At 70.5% G+C, this 15,496-nt stretch carries 14 protein-coding genes; 7 read left to right on the top strand and 7 right to left on the bottom strand.

What is annotated here, in order from left to right; all coding sequences use genetic code 11:
- Positions 1 to 86 precede the first annotated feature (86 nt).
- From AB0J88_RS35870 to AB0J88_RS35860, 3 genes are all read left to right on the top strand, one after another.
- Positions 87 to 431, top strand: coding sequence for a YciI family protein (locus tag AB0J88_RS35870; protein ID WP_364738144.1), 345 nt, complete (start codon positions 87 to 89; stop codon positions 429 to 431).
- Positions 428 to 1,648 (top strand): sigma-70 family RNA polymerase sigma factor, encoded by a 1,221-nt coding sequence (locus tag AB0J88_RS35865; RefSeq protein WP_364354992.1) that lies wholly within the window; start codon positions 428 to 430, stop codon positions 1,646 to 1,648. The genes AB0J88_RS35870 and AB0J88_RS35865 overlap by 4 nt, the downstream gene beginning before the upstream one ends.
- A 200-nt stretch (positions 1,649 to 1,848) precedes the next feature.
- A complete protein-coding gene (locus tag AB0J88_RS35860) occupies positions 1,849 to 3,042 on the top strand; it encodes an MFS transporter (protein WP_364354995.1) in 1,194 nt (397 codons plus the stop codon).
- A 252-nt stretch (positions 3,043 to 3,294) separates the two neighbouring features.
- On the opposite strand, the gene AB0J88_RS35855 is transcribed toward AB0J88_RS35860, so the two are convergent.
- The 3 genes from AB0J88_RS35855 to AB0J88_RS35845 all read right to left on the bottom strand — a co-directional run bounded on the left by AB0J88_RS35855 (position 3,295) and on the right by AB0J88_RS35845 (position 8,146).
- The gene (locus AB0J88_RS35855) at positions 3,295 to 4,152 is read right to left on the bottom strand and encodes an AraC family transcriptional regulator (RefSeq protein WP_364354997.1); all 858 of its coding nucleotides are present in this window, start codon (positions 4,150 to 4,152) and stop codon (positions 3,295 to 3,297) included.
- Positions 4,153 to 4,659: 507 nt separating this feature from the next.
- Positions 4,660 to 7,452, bottom strand: a complete 2,793-nt coding sequence (locus tag AB0J88_RS35850) for an alpha-amylase family glycosyl hydrolase (protein WP_364354999.1) — start codon at positions 7,450 to 7,452, stop codon at positions 4,660 to 4,662.
- Between the two features lie 166 nt (positions 7,453 to 7,618).
- On the bottom strand, positions 7,619 to 8,146 hold the full coding sequence (locus AB0J88_RS35845) for an NUDIX domain-containing protein (RefSeq protein ID WP_364355001.1): 528 nt from the start codon (positions 8,144 to 8,146) through the stop codon (positions 7,619 to 7,621).
- A 96-nt stretch (positions 8,147 to 8,242) separates the two neighbouring features.
- Here AB0J88_RS35845 and dinB point away from each other — a divergent pair, with 96 nt between their 5' ends.
- A complete protein-coding gene (gene dinB, locus AB0J88_RS35840; protein WP_364355004.1) occupies positions 8,243 to 9,427 on the top strand; it encodes a DNA polymerase IV in 1,185 nt (394 codons plus the stop codon).
- Between the two features lie 137 nt (positions 9,428 to 9,564).
- On the opposite strand, the gene AB0J88_RS35835 is transcribed toward dinB, so the two are convergent.
- Genes AB0J88_RS35835 through AB0J88_RS35825 form a run of 3 tightly spaced genes read right to left on the bottom strand, consistent with a single transcriptional unit; the run spans position 9,565 to position 10,572 of the window.
- A complete protein-coding gene (locus AB0J88_RS35835; RefSeq protein ID WP_364355007.1) occupies positions 9,565 to 9,891 on the bottom strand; it encodes a DUF1048 domain-containing protein in 327 nt (108 codons plus the stop codon).
- Between the two features lies 1 nt (position 9,892).
- Positions 9,893 to 10,249 (bottom strand): DUF1048 domain-containing protein, encoded by a 357-nt coding sequence (locus AB0J88_RS35830; protein WP_364355010.1) that lies wholly within the window; start codon positions 10,247 to 10,249, stop codon positions 9,893 to 9,895.
- On the bottom strand, positions 10,246 to 10,572 hold the full coding sequence (locus AB0J88_RS35825; protein ID WP_364355013.1) for a PadR family transcriptional regulator: 327 nt from the start codon (positions 10,570 to 10,572) through the stop codon (positions 10,246 to 10,248). Before AB0J88_RS35825 ends, AB0J88_RS35830 begins: the two co-directional genes overlap by 4 nt.
- A 334-nt stretch (positions 10,573 to 10,906) precedes the next feature.
- On the opposite strand from AB0J88_RS35825, the gene AB0J88_RS35820 reads away from it, so the two are divergent.
- The 3 genes from AB0J88_RS35820 to AB0J88_RS35810 are packed head-to-tail and all read left to right on the top strand — an operon-like array spanning position 10,907 to position 13,659.
- On the top strand, positions 10,907 to 12,322 hold the full coding sequence (locus AB0J88_RS35820; protein WP_364355015.1) for an isocitrate lyase/phosphoenolpyruvate mutase family protein: 1,416 nt from the start codon (positions 10,907 to 10,909) through the stop codon (positions 12,320 to 12,322).
- A gap of 16 nt (positions 12,323 to 12,338) precedes the next feature.
- Positions 12,339 to 13,301, top strand: coding sequence for a dihydrodipicolinate synthase family protein (locus AB0J88_RS35815; protein WP_364355018.1), 963 nt, complete (start codon positions 12,339 to 12,341; stop codon positions 13,299 to 13,301).
- Between the two features lie 40 nt (positions 13,302 to 13,341).
- Positions 13,342 to 13,659: a hypothetical protein gene (locus AB0J88_RS35810; RefSeq protein ID WP_364355021.1), complete on the top strand. Its 318-nt coding sequence runs from the start codon at positions 13,342 to 13,344 to the stop codon at positions 13,657 to 13,659.
- 15 nt (positions 13,660 to 13,674) lie between these two features.
- Here the strand turns inward: AB0J88_RS35810 and AB0J88_RS35805 are convergent, their stop codons facing one another.
- Complete coding sequence (locus AB0J88_RS35805) at positions 13,675 to 15,474, bottom strand: ABC transporter ATP-binding protein (protein WP_364355023.1); 1,800 nt, start codon at positions 15,472 to 15,474, stop codon at positions 13,675 to 13,677.
- Positions 15,475 to 15,496 lie beyond the last annotated feature (22 nt).

Here is a 15,496-nt window from a genome sequence, read left to right as displayed (position 1 = left end):
CGATTCCGGCATCGTGGGGTTCGTCGGTGCGGTGAGGGGGCCGCGCCGCGGCCCCACGTCCGGAAGGCCATCCCATGGCGAAGTACATGCTGTTGATCTTTGGCGACCAGGCCCAGTGGGACGCGATGACGCCGGAGGAGTGGAAGACGCACGACGCCGCGCACGAGGCGTTCCGGGACGCCGCCGGTGCGGGCGTCAAAGGTGGCGCGCAACTGGAGTCGCCGCAGGTGGCCACGACGCTGCGGGCCGGCTCCGACGGCGGCCTGCTGCTGACCGACGGGCCGTTCCTGGAGACCAAGGAAGGGCTCGGCGGGTACTACCTGGTCGAGGCCGACGACCTCGACCAGGTCACCAAGCTGGCGGCTCTGCTGCCGGAGGTGCGGGCCTCGCACAGCGCGGTGGAGATCCGGCCAGTAGTCGACCACGGATGAGCGAGTCCGTCGACGCGGCGGTGGCACTGGCCCACCGCCGCGAGTGGGCACAGCTGCTGGCCGTGCTGGCGCGGACGACCGGGGACCTGGACCTCGCCGAGGAGTGCGTCCAGGAGGCGTTCGCCTCGGCGTTGGTGGTGTGGCCGACGTCCGGCGTTCCGGACCGGCCGGGTGCGTGGCTGACCCGGGTCGCCCGCAACCGCGCTCTTGACGAGCTGCGCCGGCGGGCGGCGTTCCGGCAGCGCCTGCCGTTGCTGGTCACCGACGGTTCCGTCTCCCCGCCGGACTCCGCGCTGGACGACGACCGGCTCCGGCTGGTCTTCACGTGCTGCCACCCGGCGCTGTCCCGGGAGGCGCAGGCGGCGTTGACGCTGCGGCTGGTCTGCGGACTGTCGACAGGCGAGGTGGCCCGAGCTTTTCTCGTGTCCGAGGCGACGATGGCGGCGCGGCTGACCCGGGCCAAGAAGAAGATCGCGACGGCCCGGATCCCGTACCGGACGCCGCCCCCGGAGTCGCTGGGCGAACGGCTCTCGGTGGTGCTGGAGGTGGTGCAGCTCATCTTCACCACCGGGCACACGGCGCCGGCGGGGCCGGGACTGGTGCGGCACGACCTGCTCGACCGGGCGTTGGACCTGGGTCGGCTGCTGCACCTGCTGATGCCGACGTCGGCCGAGGTCTCGGCCCAACTCGCGTTGATGCTGTTCACCTCTTCCCGGGCCACGGCCCGGGTGTCCGCCTCCGGGCGCCTGCTGTTGTTGTCCGAACAGGACCGTTCACTGTGGAATGCGACGCTGATCGAGCAGGGCGTCGCGTTGTTGGTCGAGGCGCTGCGCCGTGGTCCGCCGAGCCGTTACACACTCCAGGCGGCGATCGCGGCCACGCACGCTTCCGCTCCGTCGTGGGAGGCGACCGACTGGCAGGAGATCGTCGCGCTGTACGAGCGGCTGTTCGTGCTGTGGCCGTCTCCGGTGGTCGCGCTGAACCGAGCTGTGGCGGTCGGGATGCGGGACGGGCCGTCTGCCGGGTTGGACGCGCTGTCTCCGCTCTTGAGCGAGCCGGCGCTGGCGACGTATCCCTACCTGAGCGCGGCGCGGGCCGACTTCCTGCGGCGGCTCGGACGGATCCCGGAGGCGGCCTCGGCGTACGAGGAGGCCCTGGTCCTGACGTCCAACGACGTCGAGCGCCGGTTCCTTCTCGAACGCCTCGGGTCGCTCTGAGGGATCCGCACCGACGGTGCTGGTCGGGTCTCGGAGGCGGCCTCGGCGCACGAGGAGACCTTGGCCCTGACTGCCGACGAGGTGGAGCGCCGGTTCCTCCTCGAACGCTACGACCGTCGGTCGCCCAGACGTGGACGATTCGTCAAACAGCGGCGACGGACGATCAAGCATTGCGGGTCATTCGCGGCGACGCTTGCGCGGTGACTCTGACCTCTGATCTTCGTGAGCCCGCGGTCGGCGCCGCCGCACGTCCGGCGCGTTCGCCGTGGTTCGCGGTCGCGGCCGTCGGGCTCAGCATCTTCGCCCTCGTGACCAGTGAGTTCCTGCCGGCGAGCCTGCTGCCCAGGATCGCCGCCGACATGAACGTCACCGAAGGCGTGGCCGGTCAGGCGGTCACCGCAACGGCGATCATGGGAGCGATCACGGCGCCGACGATCGCGATCGTCGTACCCCGTCTGGACCGTCGCCGCCTCCTGGCCCTGCTGATCGTGCTGGCGGTCGTCTCGGACGTGCTGGTGGCGCTGGCCCCGTGGTACCCGCTGCTGCTCCTCGGCCGCCTCATCCTCGGCGTCGCGATTGCCGGCTTCTGGGCGATGGCGCTCGCGGTGGTAGGCCAACTCGTCAGCGACGACAGACTGGGCCGCGCGATGACGGTGGTCAACCTGGGCGTCTCGCTGGCGACGGTCACGGCGGTACCGGTCGGCACCTACCTCGGCGAGGCCTGGGGCTGGCGCCCGGTGTTCTGGCTGGCCGGGGGCATGGCGATCGTCGCGCTGCTCCTGCTGCTGGCCTGGCTCCCACCGGTAGCCGCCTCCGGCGCACCACCGCTGCGCGCCCTGGTCGACACGGCCCGCGGCCGCACGATGATCCTGGGCATGATCGCGATCCTCCTGGTCGCGGGCGGCCACTTCGCGGCGTTCACCTACATCCGGCCGGCGGCCGAGCGCGTGCCCGACATCACGCCGTCGTCCCTCGCGCTCCTACTGACGATCTTCGGCATCGCGGCCTTCGTCGGCACGATGCTCGCCGGCCCCCTGGCCGACCGCCGCCTCCGCCTCGGCGTCCTGGTGGCGCCCCTGTTGATCGGCGCGGCAGTAACGGTCTTCGCGGTGATGTCGGGTTCGTACGGCGCGGTCGCGGCCGCGGTGGGCGTCTGGGGACTCGCGTTCGGCGGCCTACCCACGCTGGTACTGACCTGGGTGGCCCGGGTAGAACCGACCCGCCTGGAACCGGCCGGCAGCCTGGCGACGGCGATGTTCCAGGTAGCGATCGCCCTCGGCGCGGCTGTCGGCGGCGTCCTGGTCGACGCGTTCGACGTCCAGGTGGCCCTGGTGGTGGCCGGAGTCGCCGCCATCGCCGGCGGCGCCCTGTTCACGAGCGCCCGCCGCTTCTGAGGTGAGATGGCGACCGCGATGCCGCGGGCGGCCAGCAGTCCGGCGTCCTGGCCGGTGGGGCAGGCTGGCCGTGCGCCGGCCCGTGTGTTGGTGGCGCCGTCCGGCGCACCGCGCCCTACCTGGGCACGACACCGCGGGTGCACGGGCACGCTGCGCGAGCCTCAGCACCCGCACGACCAGCATCGTCCACCGTTCGATGGCGATGTCCGAACGCGATGCCCGCACTGGTCGCGATCGGTCGACGGTCGCCTGTCAGACGGGCAGTCTCAGCGGTTCATCGCTGGTGTGCCGCCACTGTGTGGGTGGCACGCCGGCGTGCCGGCGGAAGGCGCGGCTGAAGGCGGCCTCGGAGCCGTACCCGAGCTGGACCGCGACCTCGGCGACGCTTCCCCGTTCGGCGAGCAGGCGTTTCGCGTGCTCCATCCGGATGCGGGCGAGGTAGCGGGCGGGCGAGTCCCCCACCGTGTCCCGGAACCGCTTGGCGAACGCCGACCGTGAGGCGAGCGCGACCCGCGCGAGCGTCTCGACCGTCCATGGCGAGCCCGGGTCGTCGTGGATGGCCTCCACGGCGCGCGCGATGTCGGTATCCCGCAGCGGCACCGCCAACAGCGGCAGGCTCCCGCACCCGGACTCCACCCAGTTCCGGATAGCGGCGGCCGCGACGATGTTGGCGAGTTGCGAGATCACCGACCGCGAGCCTGGCCGCTCGCCGCACGCCTCGCCGGCCATGCCCTCGATCAGCGCGGCGACCACCGGCTCGCGGGTCGTGAAGCAGCAAGCGACCAGCATGTCCGGCATCACGGCCGCCACCTGGGCGGCGACGGGTGAGGCGTACTCCAGGTCACCCGTGTGCACCACCGTCTCGCCTTGCGCGACGAGCACATGTTCGCCGCCGCGCGGCAGCAGCAGAAAGTCGCCTGTGCCGAGCCGCTTCCCCGTGACGCCCCGCACATCAAGCCCACCCTGGGCGACGAAGTGGAATCGCATCCCCGCACCACCGACGGAGCGCCGCTCGCCGGCTCGCAACGTCTCCTTGCGGTAGGCGCCCACCGACCAGCGGAGCCGTTCCAACACGTCGCTGAGGTCGTCGGTAGCCTGCGTCACAGTCACGACTCGATCCAGCACCTGACGCGGGGAACACATTCCCGGCCGTGTCGACCGCCACGATCAGGCGACGCTCCCCAGCACCGCCAGAGCCGCGCCACTGTCCCGCTGCTGCGCGGGGCGGGACCGATGCGACCTGCCCCGCCCGCTCCGTCGAACTCCCGGCGCACCGCCTGCACAGTCCCGTGGCGGCGTCGCGGTCCGCCTCACCCCTGAGGGCGATGACCGCATGCTCTGGTCCTGCTCGGCGACGGCACCCCGGCATCGCCGGAGCCGCTTGGTAGCCCACCGCTGGACGGCGGCGTGACCGAGGCACCCCCGGCACCGCCGGAGCCGCCTTCCTGGCCCGCCGTTGCGCGGAGGCGGGATCGAGACGCCGCCACCTCCCGACCCGCGCTCGCGATCCGGGCACCGCCCCGACAGCAAGACCGAGCCACCCCGGCACCGCGGGAGCCGCCTTTTCCTGGTCCCGCCGCCGCGCGGGCGACGGCGGGACACAAGGTGGCCGGGCGGCTAGACCGCCGGTTTGCTCGTGTAGATCGTGGGGTCGCCCTGGATGAGCCAGATCTCCGGTGTGTTGATCGGTAGGAAGGAGCGGTCACCGCCCGGCTCTCTGGTCGACGGGACCGAGTCGCCGCTGGGTAGGTGCATGATGAAGTTGACCGGCTGCGTGTCGCTGGCCAGCGGGATCGCGTAGTCGGCCCAGCCGTCGGTCACTCCCGAGCGTGGCCAGGGCTTGTCCCAGGCGATCTGGGCCAGCACCTCCGGCGCCACCGCGTCGCCCCACATGTGCAGCCCCCAGCCCGCCGCCGGGTCGCCGTAGTCGCCGGCCGGTCGGTAGTAGTGCACCGTCGCCGAGGTGGCCGGTGGGCCGGCAGCGCGGACCCGGCGTGGCTCGGACGTCGCACCCGGGCCGGCGAGGCCGCCGGGTAGGAGCACCGCCCGGTACTCGACCGGGGTGTTGGCCGCCAGATCGAGCGGCGTCAGGTCGTCGAACACCGTGTAGGCCGGCGAGGACGAGTCCGTGCCGACCCGCGTCCACGGGCCGTCGCCGACGCGACGCTCGATCGCGACCACGTTGGTTGCCCGCTCCGGGTCGACCACCGCGCGCACCTCGACCGTGCCGCGGACGCCACTGCCCTCGGAGGGCGCCTCGATCGTGACGAGCGGAGCCGGCACGACCCCGGACCGGACGCCCGACTCCCGGCTGTGTCCCTTGTTGTCGAGCACCACCGCGCGGTAGCGCACCGAGGTGCCGGCCCGCTGGTCGCTCACGTCGTCGAAGACCTGGTAGGGCGCGTTGTCGTCGGTGCCGACCGGCCGCCACGGTCCACCAGCGACCGACGCGTAGAAGGTGACCTCGTAGAACGAGGAACCCGCGACGTCGGCCGTCACCTGCAACCGGCCGCGGGAGCCGGGTGCCGGCGCCGGCGCGCCTAGCGACACCGACGGCGCCGAGCGCGAGCCAGGCACCTTGCCGGAAGCCTGGTAGACCACCGCCGACAGCGGCGGCACCGTCACGGACAGCCGACCGTCGTTGCCCGTGCGCACCGTCTTCGGCCCATCGCCGTAGACGTTCTTGAAGGTCGCCCGACCCGTCGCGTAGGTCGGGATCGCCGCCGACTGGGCCGTCTCGCTGTTGTTGAGCGCGACCACGTATTCGCGCTGGTCCCGCCGGTCGACCCGGGAGAAGGCGTAGATGCCAGGGCCGTCACTCGCATAGCGGTGCTGCTGGGCGCCGTCACGCAGGGCGGGGTGCCGCTTGGTCAGCGCGGCCAGGCCACCGATCGACGCGTACAACGGGTGGGTCGTGACGAAGTTGTCCTGGGCATGCGTCGCGTCGGTGCCGAGCAGGTCGTCGTCGAGGTAGTCGGGAACTCGGCTGGCGAACAGCGTCTGCCGCGCGTCCTGGTCGCCGCCGGGGCCGGTGAAGCCCTGCTCGTCGCCGTAGTAGATGACGGGGTTGCCGCGGGACAGGTACATGAGCTCGTGGGCGAGCCGGTCGCGGGCCACCCACTCGGCGTCGGTCGCGCCGGGGTTGTCGCCCCGGACGAATCCGCCGATCCGGCCCATGTCGTGGTTTCCGAGGAACGTCGGCAGTTGGTAGACGTTCGAGTCGGCGTCCGTGTACCAGTCGTCACCGGCGAAGAACGTCTGCAGCGCGCCGGCCGGCTGCCCGCGGGACGCGAAGTTGCGGGCCGCGTCCTGGAACGGGAAGTCGAGCACCGACTGCATCCGGTCGCGGGTGGTGAACTGCGAGGTGAAGCTCTTCGTGGTGTCGAAGACCTCGCCGAACATGAAGAACTCGGGCTTGCCCTGGCGGTGGGCGTAGTCGAGGATCTCCGGACCGAACTCCTGCCAGAACTCGTCGTTGACGTGCTTCATGGTGTCGATGCGGAAGCCGTCGACACCGAAGTCGCGGATCCAGGTCTTGTAGATGTCGATCATTCCGCGGACCACCCGCGGGTTCTCGGTGAACAGGTCGTCGAGGCCGAAGAAGTCGCCGTAGTAGGAGTTCTCGCCGACGAACGTCGTGTCGCCACGGTTGTGGTAGAGCGTGACGTCGTTGAGCCAGGCCGGCACCTTGAGGTTCTGCTCGGCGGGGTCGAGCACCGGCTTGTAGGGGAACGAGGTCGCCGGGTCGAGCGCCGGGAACGACGCCTTGCCGGCGAAGTCGCGGTCGTCGAAGGTCGCGCCGGACGCGGTCTTGTAGGGCGCCACGTCCTTGCTGACGTAGCCCTTGCGCGCGCCCTCCGCGTACCCGATGACGTCCGCGGTGTGGTTGGTGATGATGTCGAAGTAGACCTTCATGCCCTTGGCGTGCGCGGTGTCGATCAGGGCGCGCAGGTCGGCGTTCGTGCCGAGGTGCGGGTCGATCTGGGTGAAGTCGGTGATCCAGTAGCCGTGGTAGCCCGCCGACGGCCCGTCTTCGAGCTGGACCGCCTTGTTCTTGAAGCTGGGCGTGAGCCAGATGGAGGTCGTGCCGAGGCCCTTGATGTAGTCGATCTTCGAGCGCAGGCCCTTGAGGTCGCCGCCGTTGTAGAAGCCCTTGCGGGTCGGGTCGAAGCCGGACACCAGCGAGTCGGAGCCTAGGCCGCCCTGGTCGTTGGCGGTGTCGCCGTTGGCGAACCGGTCGGCCATGACGAAGTAGAAGTTCTCGTCGGTCACCGGCTCGCGTAGTGAATGGCGCGCGGGCAGGTCGTCGTCGCGGCCCCCGGCGACGGCTGGAGCGGCGGGCAGGGTGGCCACGAGCACCAGCGCGGCGATCAGGCCGACCACGCGCCGGATGGATCCAGGTATGGACATCTTCCCCCCTCGGACATCGACGGACGGGACGTTACCGAAGGGCTACGACATTGCAAGCGGGTGAACCAGACGGACAATTCAGGGGGTACGCGGGCGCAAACGTCCTCTTCAGACAGCCACCGGGGACCGATTGCACAGAAACGGTGGGGTCTCCTTCACAGGATCGTTATCTCGAGTCGGCGCCGTGATGCCACGGCAACTCCACCGCCCGCACCGGTCGACGCCCGGCCCCGAGCTCGCCGACGAGCCCGGCCAGCCCGTACGGGAAGACCGTCTCTGACGGAACCGCCAGCTCAGCGCTCGTCCACCAACGGTGCCCGACGTGGTACGCGGCCTCGTGATCGAGCATGGCTGAGGTGTCCGGCTCGAAGGCGTCGACCCGCAGCACGAAGAAGTCGTCCCGGAACACGCCCCGCGCCCAGCCGAGGTCTGCATATCCGGCGACGTACGCGACCGGCCGGCCGAGATCGTCAGGCGCGACCGCCAACCCGATCTCCTCGCGCACCTCCCGAGCGGCCGCCTCTGCGGACGACTCGCCGGGTTCGACGCCCCCACCGGGCGCGCACCATCCATATGCGCCGAATTCCGACACGTCGCGCTGGTCGAATGCGAACCTCAGGAGCAGGACGCGGGAGTCGCCGTCGAGCAGCAGAACCCGCGCGGACAGCCGCGCCAAATCGCCCTGATCGGTCACGGACGGGCAGCCTACCGACGGAGTCAGATCTTCTTCACCGCAATATCCCTGCACTCGCTGGACATCGCTTGACCTGCCCATGCGAACATATGTTCTATGCCCGAGGGGACCATTCTCCACGCCGACCTCGACGCCTTCTACGCGTCGGTGGAGCAGCGCGACCACCCACGGCTGCGGGGCCGTCCGGTGATCGTCGGCGGCGGCGTGGTCCTGGCGGCGAGCTATGAGGCAAAGGCCGCAGGGGTACGCACGGCAATGGGCGGCCGTGCGGCCCGGCAACTGTGCCCGGACGCGATCGTCGTCGAGCCGAGGATGTCCGCCTACACGCGGGCGAGCCGGGCGGTCTTCGAGGTGTTCCGGCAGACCACGCCGTCGGTCGAGGGCCTGTCGATCGACGAGGCGTTCCTTGATGTCAGCGGGTTGCGGCGGATCGCGGGGCCGCCGTCGGAGATCGCGGCCGACCTACGCAAGGCGGTGCGCGACCAGGTCGGGTTGCCCATCACGGTCGGGGTGGCGCGCACCAAGTTCCTGGCCAAGGTGGCGAGCGGGGTCGCCAAGCCCGACGGCCTGCTCGTGGTCCCCACCGAGAAGGAGCTCGATTTCCTGCATCCGCTGCCGGTCGAGCGATTGTGGGGTGTGGGGCCGGTGACCGCGGCGAAGCTACGCGACCGCCGGATCTTCACGGTCGGGCAGCTGGCGCGGTTGGGCGAGGCGGGCCTGGTGTCGTTGCTGGGCCGGGCGGCGGGCCGGCACCTCGACGCGCTGGCCCACAACCGCGACCCACGCGCGGTGCAGACCGGCAAGCGCCGCGGTTCGATGGGCGCCCAACGGGCGCTGGGCAGATCTCCGCGCACGCCAGCAGCACTCGACGCGATGCTGGCGGGGTTGGTCGACCGGGTGACCCGGCGGATGCGCGGCGCCGGCCGCACCGGCCGCACGGTGGTGCTGCGGTTGCGTTTCACGGATTTCACCCGAGCGACCCGCTCGCACACCCTCCCCCGCGCGACGTCGCACACCCAGACGATCCTGGACGCGACTCGGCGCCTGCTGGCAGCGGCGCTACCGATGATCGAGGAACGCGGCATAACGCTGATCGGCATCTCGGTCGGCAACCTCGACGACCGCTACATGCAGCTCCCGCTCCCCTTCGAGGAGAAGGACGGTGTCGCCCTCGACGCAGCCCTCGACGCGGTCCGCGACCGCTTCGGCTCAGCAGCCGTCACCCGCGGCGTCCTGGTCGGCCACAATCCGGGTCTGGAGATGCCGATGCTCCCGGACTGACCGCACGCGAATCGCGCGCCCAAGCGTTCCAGGATTCGGGTTGAAAGGGCTGCCGCCGAGACGGACGAGGCCCAAGCGCCGACAAGCGCGCTGGGTGGACAACGGCCTCACCTACGGCGGGCGAACCGGAGCTCGCGTCACCTCTCGTTGGTGCCCGGCTTCTCGCTGATGGACTCCTGGTAGACGTCCGCGTAGGTGCGGGTGTCTTTGATCAGGTCGTCGCAGAAGGCGGCCACGTCACTGCCGATGAGTTCCAGCACTCCCTTGGCCGACGCGGCGCCTTCTTCGAAGAAGTCGACGATCTCCGGGAGTAGGCGCCCGTCGGCGAGGTCGATCGGGCCGACCTTGAACAGGTACTTCTGCATTTCCTTGTAGACGATCTGATAGTCCGGCGGGAGCGCTTTGACCCGGGCCACGTGTGCCCGCCACTGCTTCTTGCCTTCGACGATGTCCTGGATGCCCACGTCAGCCTCCTAGCCGGCCCAGTTTCCTGGCCACGTTCCTGTTCAACTGCTCACGCCAGCGGTCGCGGTAGGTTCGGGCTCCCTGGCCCCCCGCCAACGCCGCGCAGAAGCCTGGGATGTCGTCGCCCAGTACGTCCTGGATGGACTGGCCGTCTGCCGCTGCCGACTCGAGCAGGCCCAGGGCGGCGTCGAGGATCGGCATCAGGTTGCGGCCGGTGAAGTCGCCGTACGGGAACAGATTTCCTTTGATCTGTTCCCATGCCGCTCGGTAGTCGGCCGGCAGTGCTTCCGCCCGGGCCTCGAACGCCTTCCATTCCCTGGTCAGATCGCTGCCTGTGATGGTTTCCCAGAAGGTCATCTCCGGCCCTCCTTGAGCTCGTCGATGCGTGATGAGACGTACTCCCATTTCGCCCAGAACGTCGACAGCTCCGCGCGGCCGGCTTCGTTGAGTGCGTAGAACTTGCGCGGCGGGCCCACCTCCGACGGCCGTTTCGTCACCTCGACGAGTCCGTTGCGCTCCAGCCGCAGCAGGATCGTGTAGACCGTGCCCTCGATGACGTCCGTGAAGCCGAGCTCGTTCAGCCGGCGCGTGATCGCGTACCCGTAGGTCTCCTCGCCGCTGATGATCTCGAGCACGCAACCCTCCAGCGTGCCTTTCAGCATCTCCGTCAGGTCTTCCACCGCGGCTCCTCAGTACCTCGTACCACCGAGTACCGCTATACCGTAGCACCGAGTACCGCTACACGGTAGTACTGAGTACCGACGAGCCAGGCGAGCCCCGCTCCGCGACGCCCTTCGTCATTGCGGCATGCGGACCGGCGGCTTCGCCGCCATCCGCTCGACTTGCGGACAGGCCACCCCGGTCAATCCGCTGGCAGCCTTCGACGCGGTCGTTCACGTCGGCGGGGTCACGCCACTTCCCGGAGTAGGGGCAACCACCACATGGCGGCAACCACTAACCCAAAATTGCCCCATTTGTGGCGAGCCCGAGGTGCAGCAGCGTAGCGTTCCGTAAGTGCTCGGTGACGAGTTGATGATCGCGCGGGGCCGGAGCAGCCGCAACGAGGGGCGCCCACCCAGCACCGAGCAGTCGCGCTTCGCGGACCTGGACGCGGAAAAACGGCGCGTGCCGGTCACCTCCCGCCGGCACGTGCAAGACGAGACCGCCGACGGCGAAACCCCGCCCGCCGGCGATGCCACCGGCGGCCGTGACCGACCTACCGGCAACGCCAACAACCCCACGGCTTCCGGCAACGCAAGGACCGCCGACCACGCCGCGCCCGCCGACCGGGCCGCGCCCGCCGCCAGCGCCACGCCCGCTGACAACGCCGGCGCCGCCAACAACCCCACCGCTTCCCGCAACGCCAGGACCGCCGCCAACGCCGACAACCCGACGGGATCCGACACCGCCGGGGTCGCCCGCAACGCCCCAAACAACCCCGGCGCCGCCAACGCCGCCGCGCGCTGCGGCACCGACCGCGCAGCGGACAGCACACCGCCTGCGGGCGCTGCCGCAAGCGTCGGTGACGTAGAGCAGCACCAGCATCGAAGTGGGGTCGACGGGGTCGATGTGGCGCCCGTGCCCAGAGCGATCCTCCGAGACGCCCTCACCAGCGGCGGCCTGGTCGTAGCCCCGGGCTGCTACGACGTCCTGGGGGCAAGAGTCCTGGAAGCAGCCGGCCTCGAGGCCGCCTACCTCACCCCGTTCGGCTTCCAAGCAGCCGACGCCCCCAGCCCGCACGCCCCCCACGACCCTTGGGAGCGCTACCTGGACCTGGCCAGAGAGCTCGTGGACGCCTCCGGCCTCGCGATCATCGTCGACGGCCAGACAGGCCTCGAGGGCAACCGCAGCGCCCAGGAACGGGCCGCGGACGCCTTCTCCGCAGGCGCGGCCGGGTTCGTGATCGAGGATCGTCAGGCCTTCGGCAAGGACCGGCCGCTGCGGACCATGGCCGAAGTAGGCCGCGAGATCGCTGACGTCCGGCACGAGGTCGGCCGCGAGACCACCGTGATCGTGCGGACGGACGCCGTGCGCGAGTCCGTCGACGACGCCCGGGCGCGCTGTGAGTCCTATCTGGACGCCGGGGCCGACCTGGTCTTCCCGCTGATGACCCGCTACCTCAGCTACCCGGACACGCCGGCCGACCGTGAGCGCCGGATGTCCGCGTACCAGTTCCTGACCGAGCGCGTACCCCCGAAAAGCCTGGTCGTGCACTCCCCCACCGGGCGCCATCTTCCCGTGGACGAGGCGCGCCGGCTCGGGTTCGGCCTCTACCTGATGTCGCAGCTGCTCATTGCGTCCGCGGTGACCGGCATGACCCACGAGCTCGCGGCCGCGTTGACCGACGAGCCCGGACCGTTGCCGCTGCTGACCCCCGTCGACCTGGCGACGCTCACCCGCGTCGACCAGTGGCTGGAGAACCGATGGTGAGACGAGGAGGCGTCCGTTGACCGAGGAGAAACGGTGGGCCCGGACCAACCTGTCCGGCTACATCCCGGTGATGTTCACCCCGTACACGGACTCGGGTGCGATCGACGAGGCGGCGGTGCGCAACGACGTCGAGTACACGCTGAGCCTCCCCGGCGTCGGCGGCCTCTACGTGGGCTCCGTCTGGCAGGAGTTCTGGCTGCTGACGGTGGCCGAGCGCAAGCGTCTGACCGAGATCGTGCTCGACGCCGTCGCGGGCCGGGTCCCGGTCGCGGTGTCGGCCACGCACACCGCGCCCGACGACGCGGCCGAGCTCGCGACGCACGCGGCCGAGTCCGGCGCCGGCATGATCATGCTCTGGCCGCCGTTCTTCGGACCACGCGGGCACGGCGGGGTGCTGGCCTTCTTCGACTACGTGCTCGGCCGGGTGCCCGCGCCGTTCGGGTTCTACAACACCAGCCTGTCCGAGATCGGGTACGAGATGGACCTGCCGCTGCTGCGCGAGCTGGCGCAACGGCCGCAGATCGCGCTGCTGCTCGACGGCGCGGTGCGGCTCGACGTCTTCCTGGAGACGCTGGAGGCGGTCGGCCGGGACGTCATGGTGACCAGCCCCGTCGAGGAGTACTTCCTGGTCGCCCGCATGCTCTATCCCGAGGTCGCGCCCGACGTCGTGATGGGGTCGAGCCGCGCGCTCTTCCTGCAGACGCCGCGCCAGCCGTACCTGCACGAGTTCTTCGTCGCCGTCGAGAAAGGACAGTGGCACGACGCGCAGAAGCGGCTCGGTTGGATCATGGCGGCGGGCGAGTTCGCGCACGGGTCCTTGTTGCGCGAGGGGAAGACCCCGTTGGGACTGATCAAGGCCATCAGGAGGGCGTACGGGCAGTCGGGTGGGACGCCGAGGGTGCCCATTCCCGCGCCGAGCGAGCTGGAGGTCGGCGACGCCGTCTCTAACCTGCGCGCGGCCGGCCTCGACCCGCTCTGAAAGCCGGCAAACCAGCCGCGGCCGGGGTAAGACTGGATGGATGGCTAGGGAAGAGGACTTCACCACCGAGGCGGCCGAGGGCCAGCGGGACCGGCGGTTCCACGGTGGCGCGCCGCAGCGGCTCGACGACGACGAGCTGGCGCGCCGCACCGCGGAGGAGCGGGTCGACGCCGGGACGTCCGACTACGACCCCGACGACGTGCCACCGGCCACCGACGAGCCCGTGCCCACCGACCTGAGCGACTCGGCGCTGGTCGAGGACATCGAGGGCGTCGCCGCGCGCCAGGAGGACGAGGACGAGACCCGCCCGCTCAGCGCGGACAACCCGTTCCCGCCCACCCGCTACGAGGAGACCTAGGCGGCCAGCGGAGACCTAGGCGGCCAGCGCCGCATACCGGCCGGCCGAGTCGACCAGCGTCTCGTGCGTGCCCGACTCCAGGATCCGGCCGTGGTCGACCACCACGATCTGGTCCGCGTCGCGGATCGTCGAGAGGCGGTGCGCGATCATCACCGTGGTGCGGCCGCGGGCGAGCTGGTCGAACGCGCGCTGCACGGCCCGTTCCGTCTCGGTGTCGAGCGCGCTGGTCGCCTCGTCGAGCACCAGGATCTTCGGATCGCGCAGCAGCGTACGCGCGATCGCGATGCGCTGTTTCTCCCCACCGGAGAACCGGTGCCCACGCGAGCCGACCATGGTGTCGTAGCCGTCCGGGAGCCCGGCGATCACGTCGTGGATCTGCGCGGCCCGCGCGGCCGTCTCCAACTCGGCATCGGTCGCCGACGGCTTCGCGTACCGCAGGTTCTCCCGGATCGTGGTGTGCAGCAGGTAGGTCTCCTGGCTGACCACACCGACGATCCCGGCCAGATCGGCCAGCCGCAGGTCACGCACGTCGACGCCGTCGATCGTCACGCGGCCGGAGGTCGGGTCGTACAACCGGGCGACCAGGCTCGCGAGGGTGCTCTTCCCGGAACCGGTCTCGCCGACCAGCGCCAGAGACGTCCCGGCCGGCACGTCGAGCGTCACGCCGGACACGGCGGGAACCGAGCTCCCGGGGTACGTGAAGCTGACGTCCTCCAGACGCAGGTGCCCCTCGACGCGGTCCAGCCGCACGGGCGTCGCCGGGTCGTCGACCTCGACCGGCAGGTCCAGGTACTCGAAGATCCGCGCGAACAGGGCCAGCGAGCTGGTCAGCGTGACGCCGACGTTGAGCAGGCCCATCAGCGGCCGGAACAGGCCGGACTGCAACGCGGTGAAGGCGACCAGCGTGCCGATGCTCAGGGCACCGGAGGTGAACGGCAGTCCGGCGCTCAGGTAGATCAGCGCCGGGATCGCGGCGAAGATGATGCTCATCGAGGCCATCCGCCAGCGGCCGGCGAGCTCCGAGCGCAGCTCCAGGTCGATCAGCCGGCGCGACGACGCGGTGAACCGGTCGACCAGCGCGGCACCGGTGGACAGCGTCTTCGACAGGTGCGCGCCGCTGACCGAGAGGCCCTCCTCGATGGTGACGTTGAGGTCGGCGAGCTCCCGCTGGCGCTGCTCGGTGATCGTGCGGCGCATCTGGGCCACCCGGCGGGTCAGGTAGATCGCCGGGGGCAGCACCACCAGGGAGACCAGGGACAGCTGCCAGGAGAGCGCGACCATCGCGGCCATGGTGGCGATGGTGGTGGTGAGGTTCGACGCGATCGAGGTGGCGGTCGTGGTGACCACGGCCTCCATGCCGCCGATGTCGTTGGTGATCCGGGACTGCACCTCACCGGTGCGCGTCCGTGTGAAGAAGCCGACCGACTGCCGGTGCAGGTGGCCGAAGACGCTGGTGCGCAGCGCGTGCATCACCCTCTGCCCGACGGAGGTCGAGATCCAGGTCTGGACGACCCCGAGGGCGGCGGTGGCGGCGGCGACGCCGATCATGCCGATCACCAGCCAGACCAGCAGCCGCAGGTTCTGTTGCGGCAATGCCTGGTCGATCACGGCGCGCAACAGGAACGGCGACGCCATCGCGATGATCGACGAGACGATGATGATCAAAGTGACAATGCCCAGGGGCCAGCGGTACGGCGTGAAGAGCCGCCCGATCCGGCGCAGCGACACCTGTCGCGCCTGGGTCTTTTCGGCCTCGCTGGGGCGTCGGCCACGTTCGTACGAAGGCAAGGTCCGGTTTTCCTCCCACGTGTGCATTGCTGAGGTTCCCTCAACATGA

Origin of the sequence: Asanoa sp. NPDC049475 (assembly GCF_040676915.1) — a bacterium.
Classification (GTDB): Bacteria; Actinomycetota; Actinomycetes; order Mycobacteriales; family Micromonosporaceae; genus Asanoa.
Note: the sequence above shows the minus strand (reverse complement) of the source record. Positions and strands in the feature narration are given on the sequence as shown.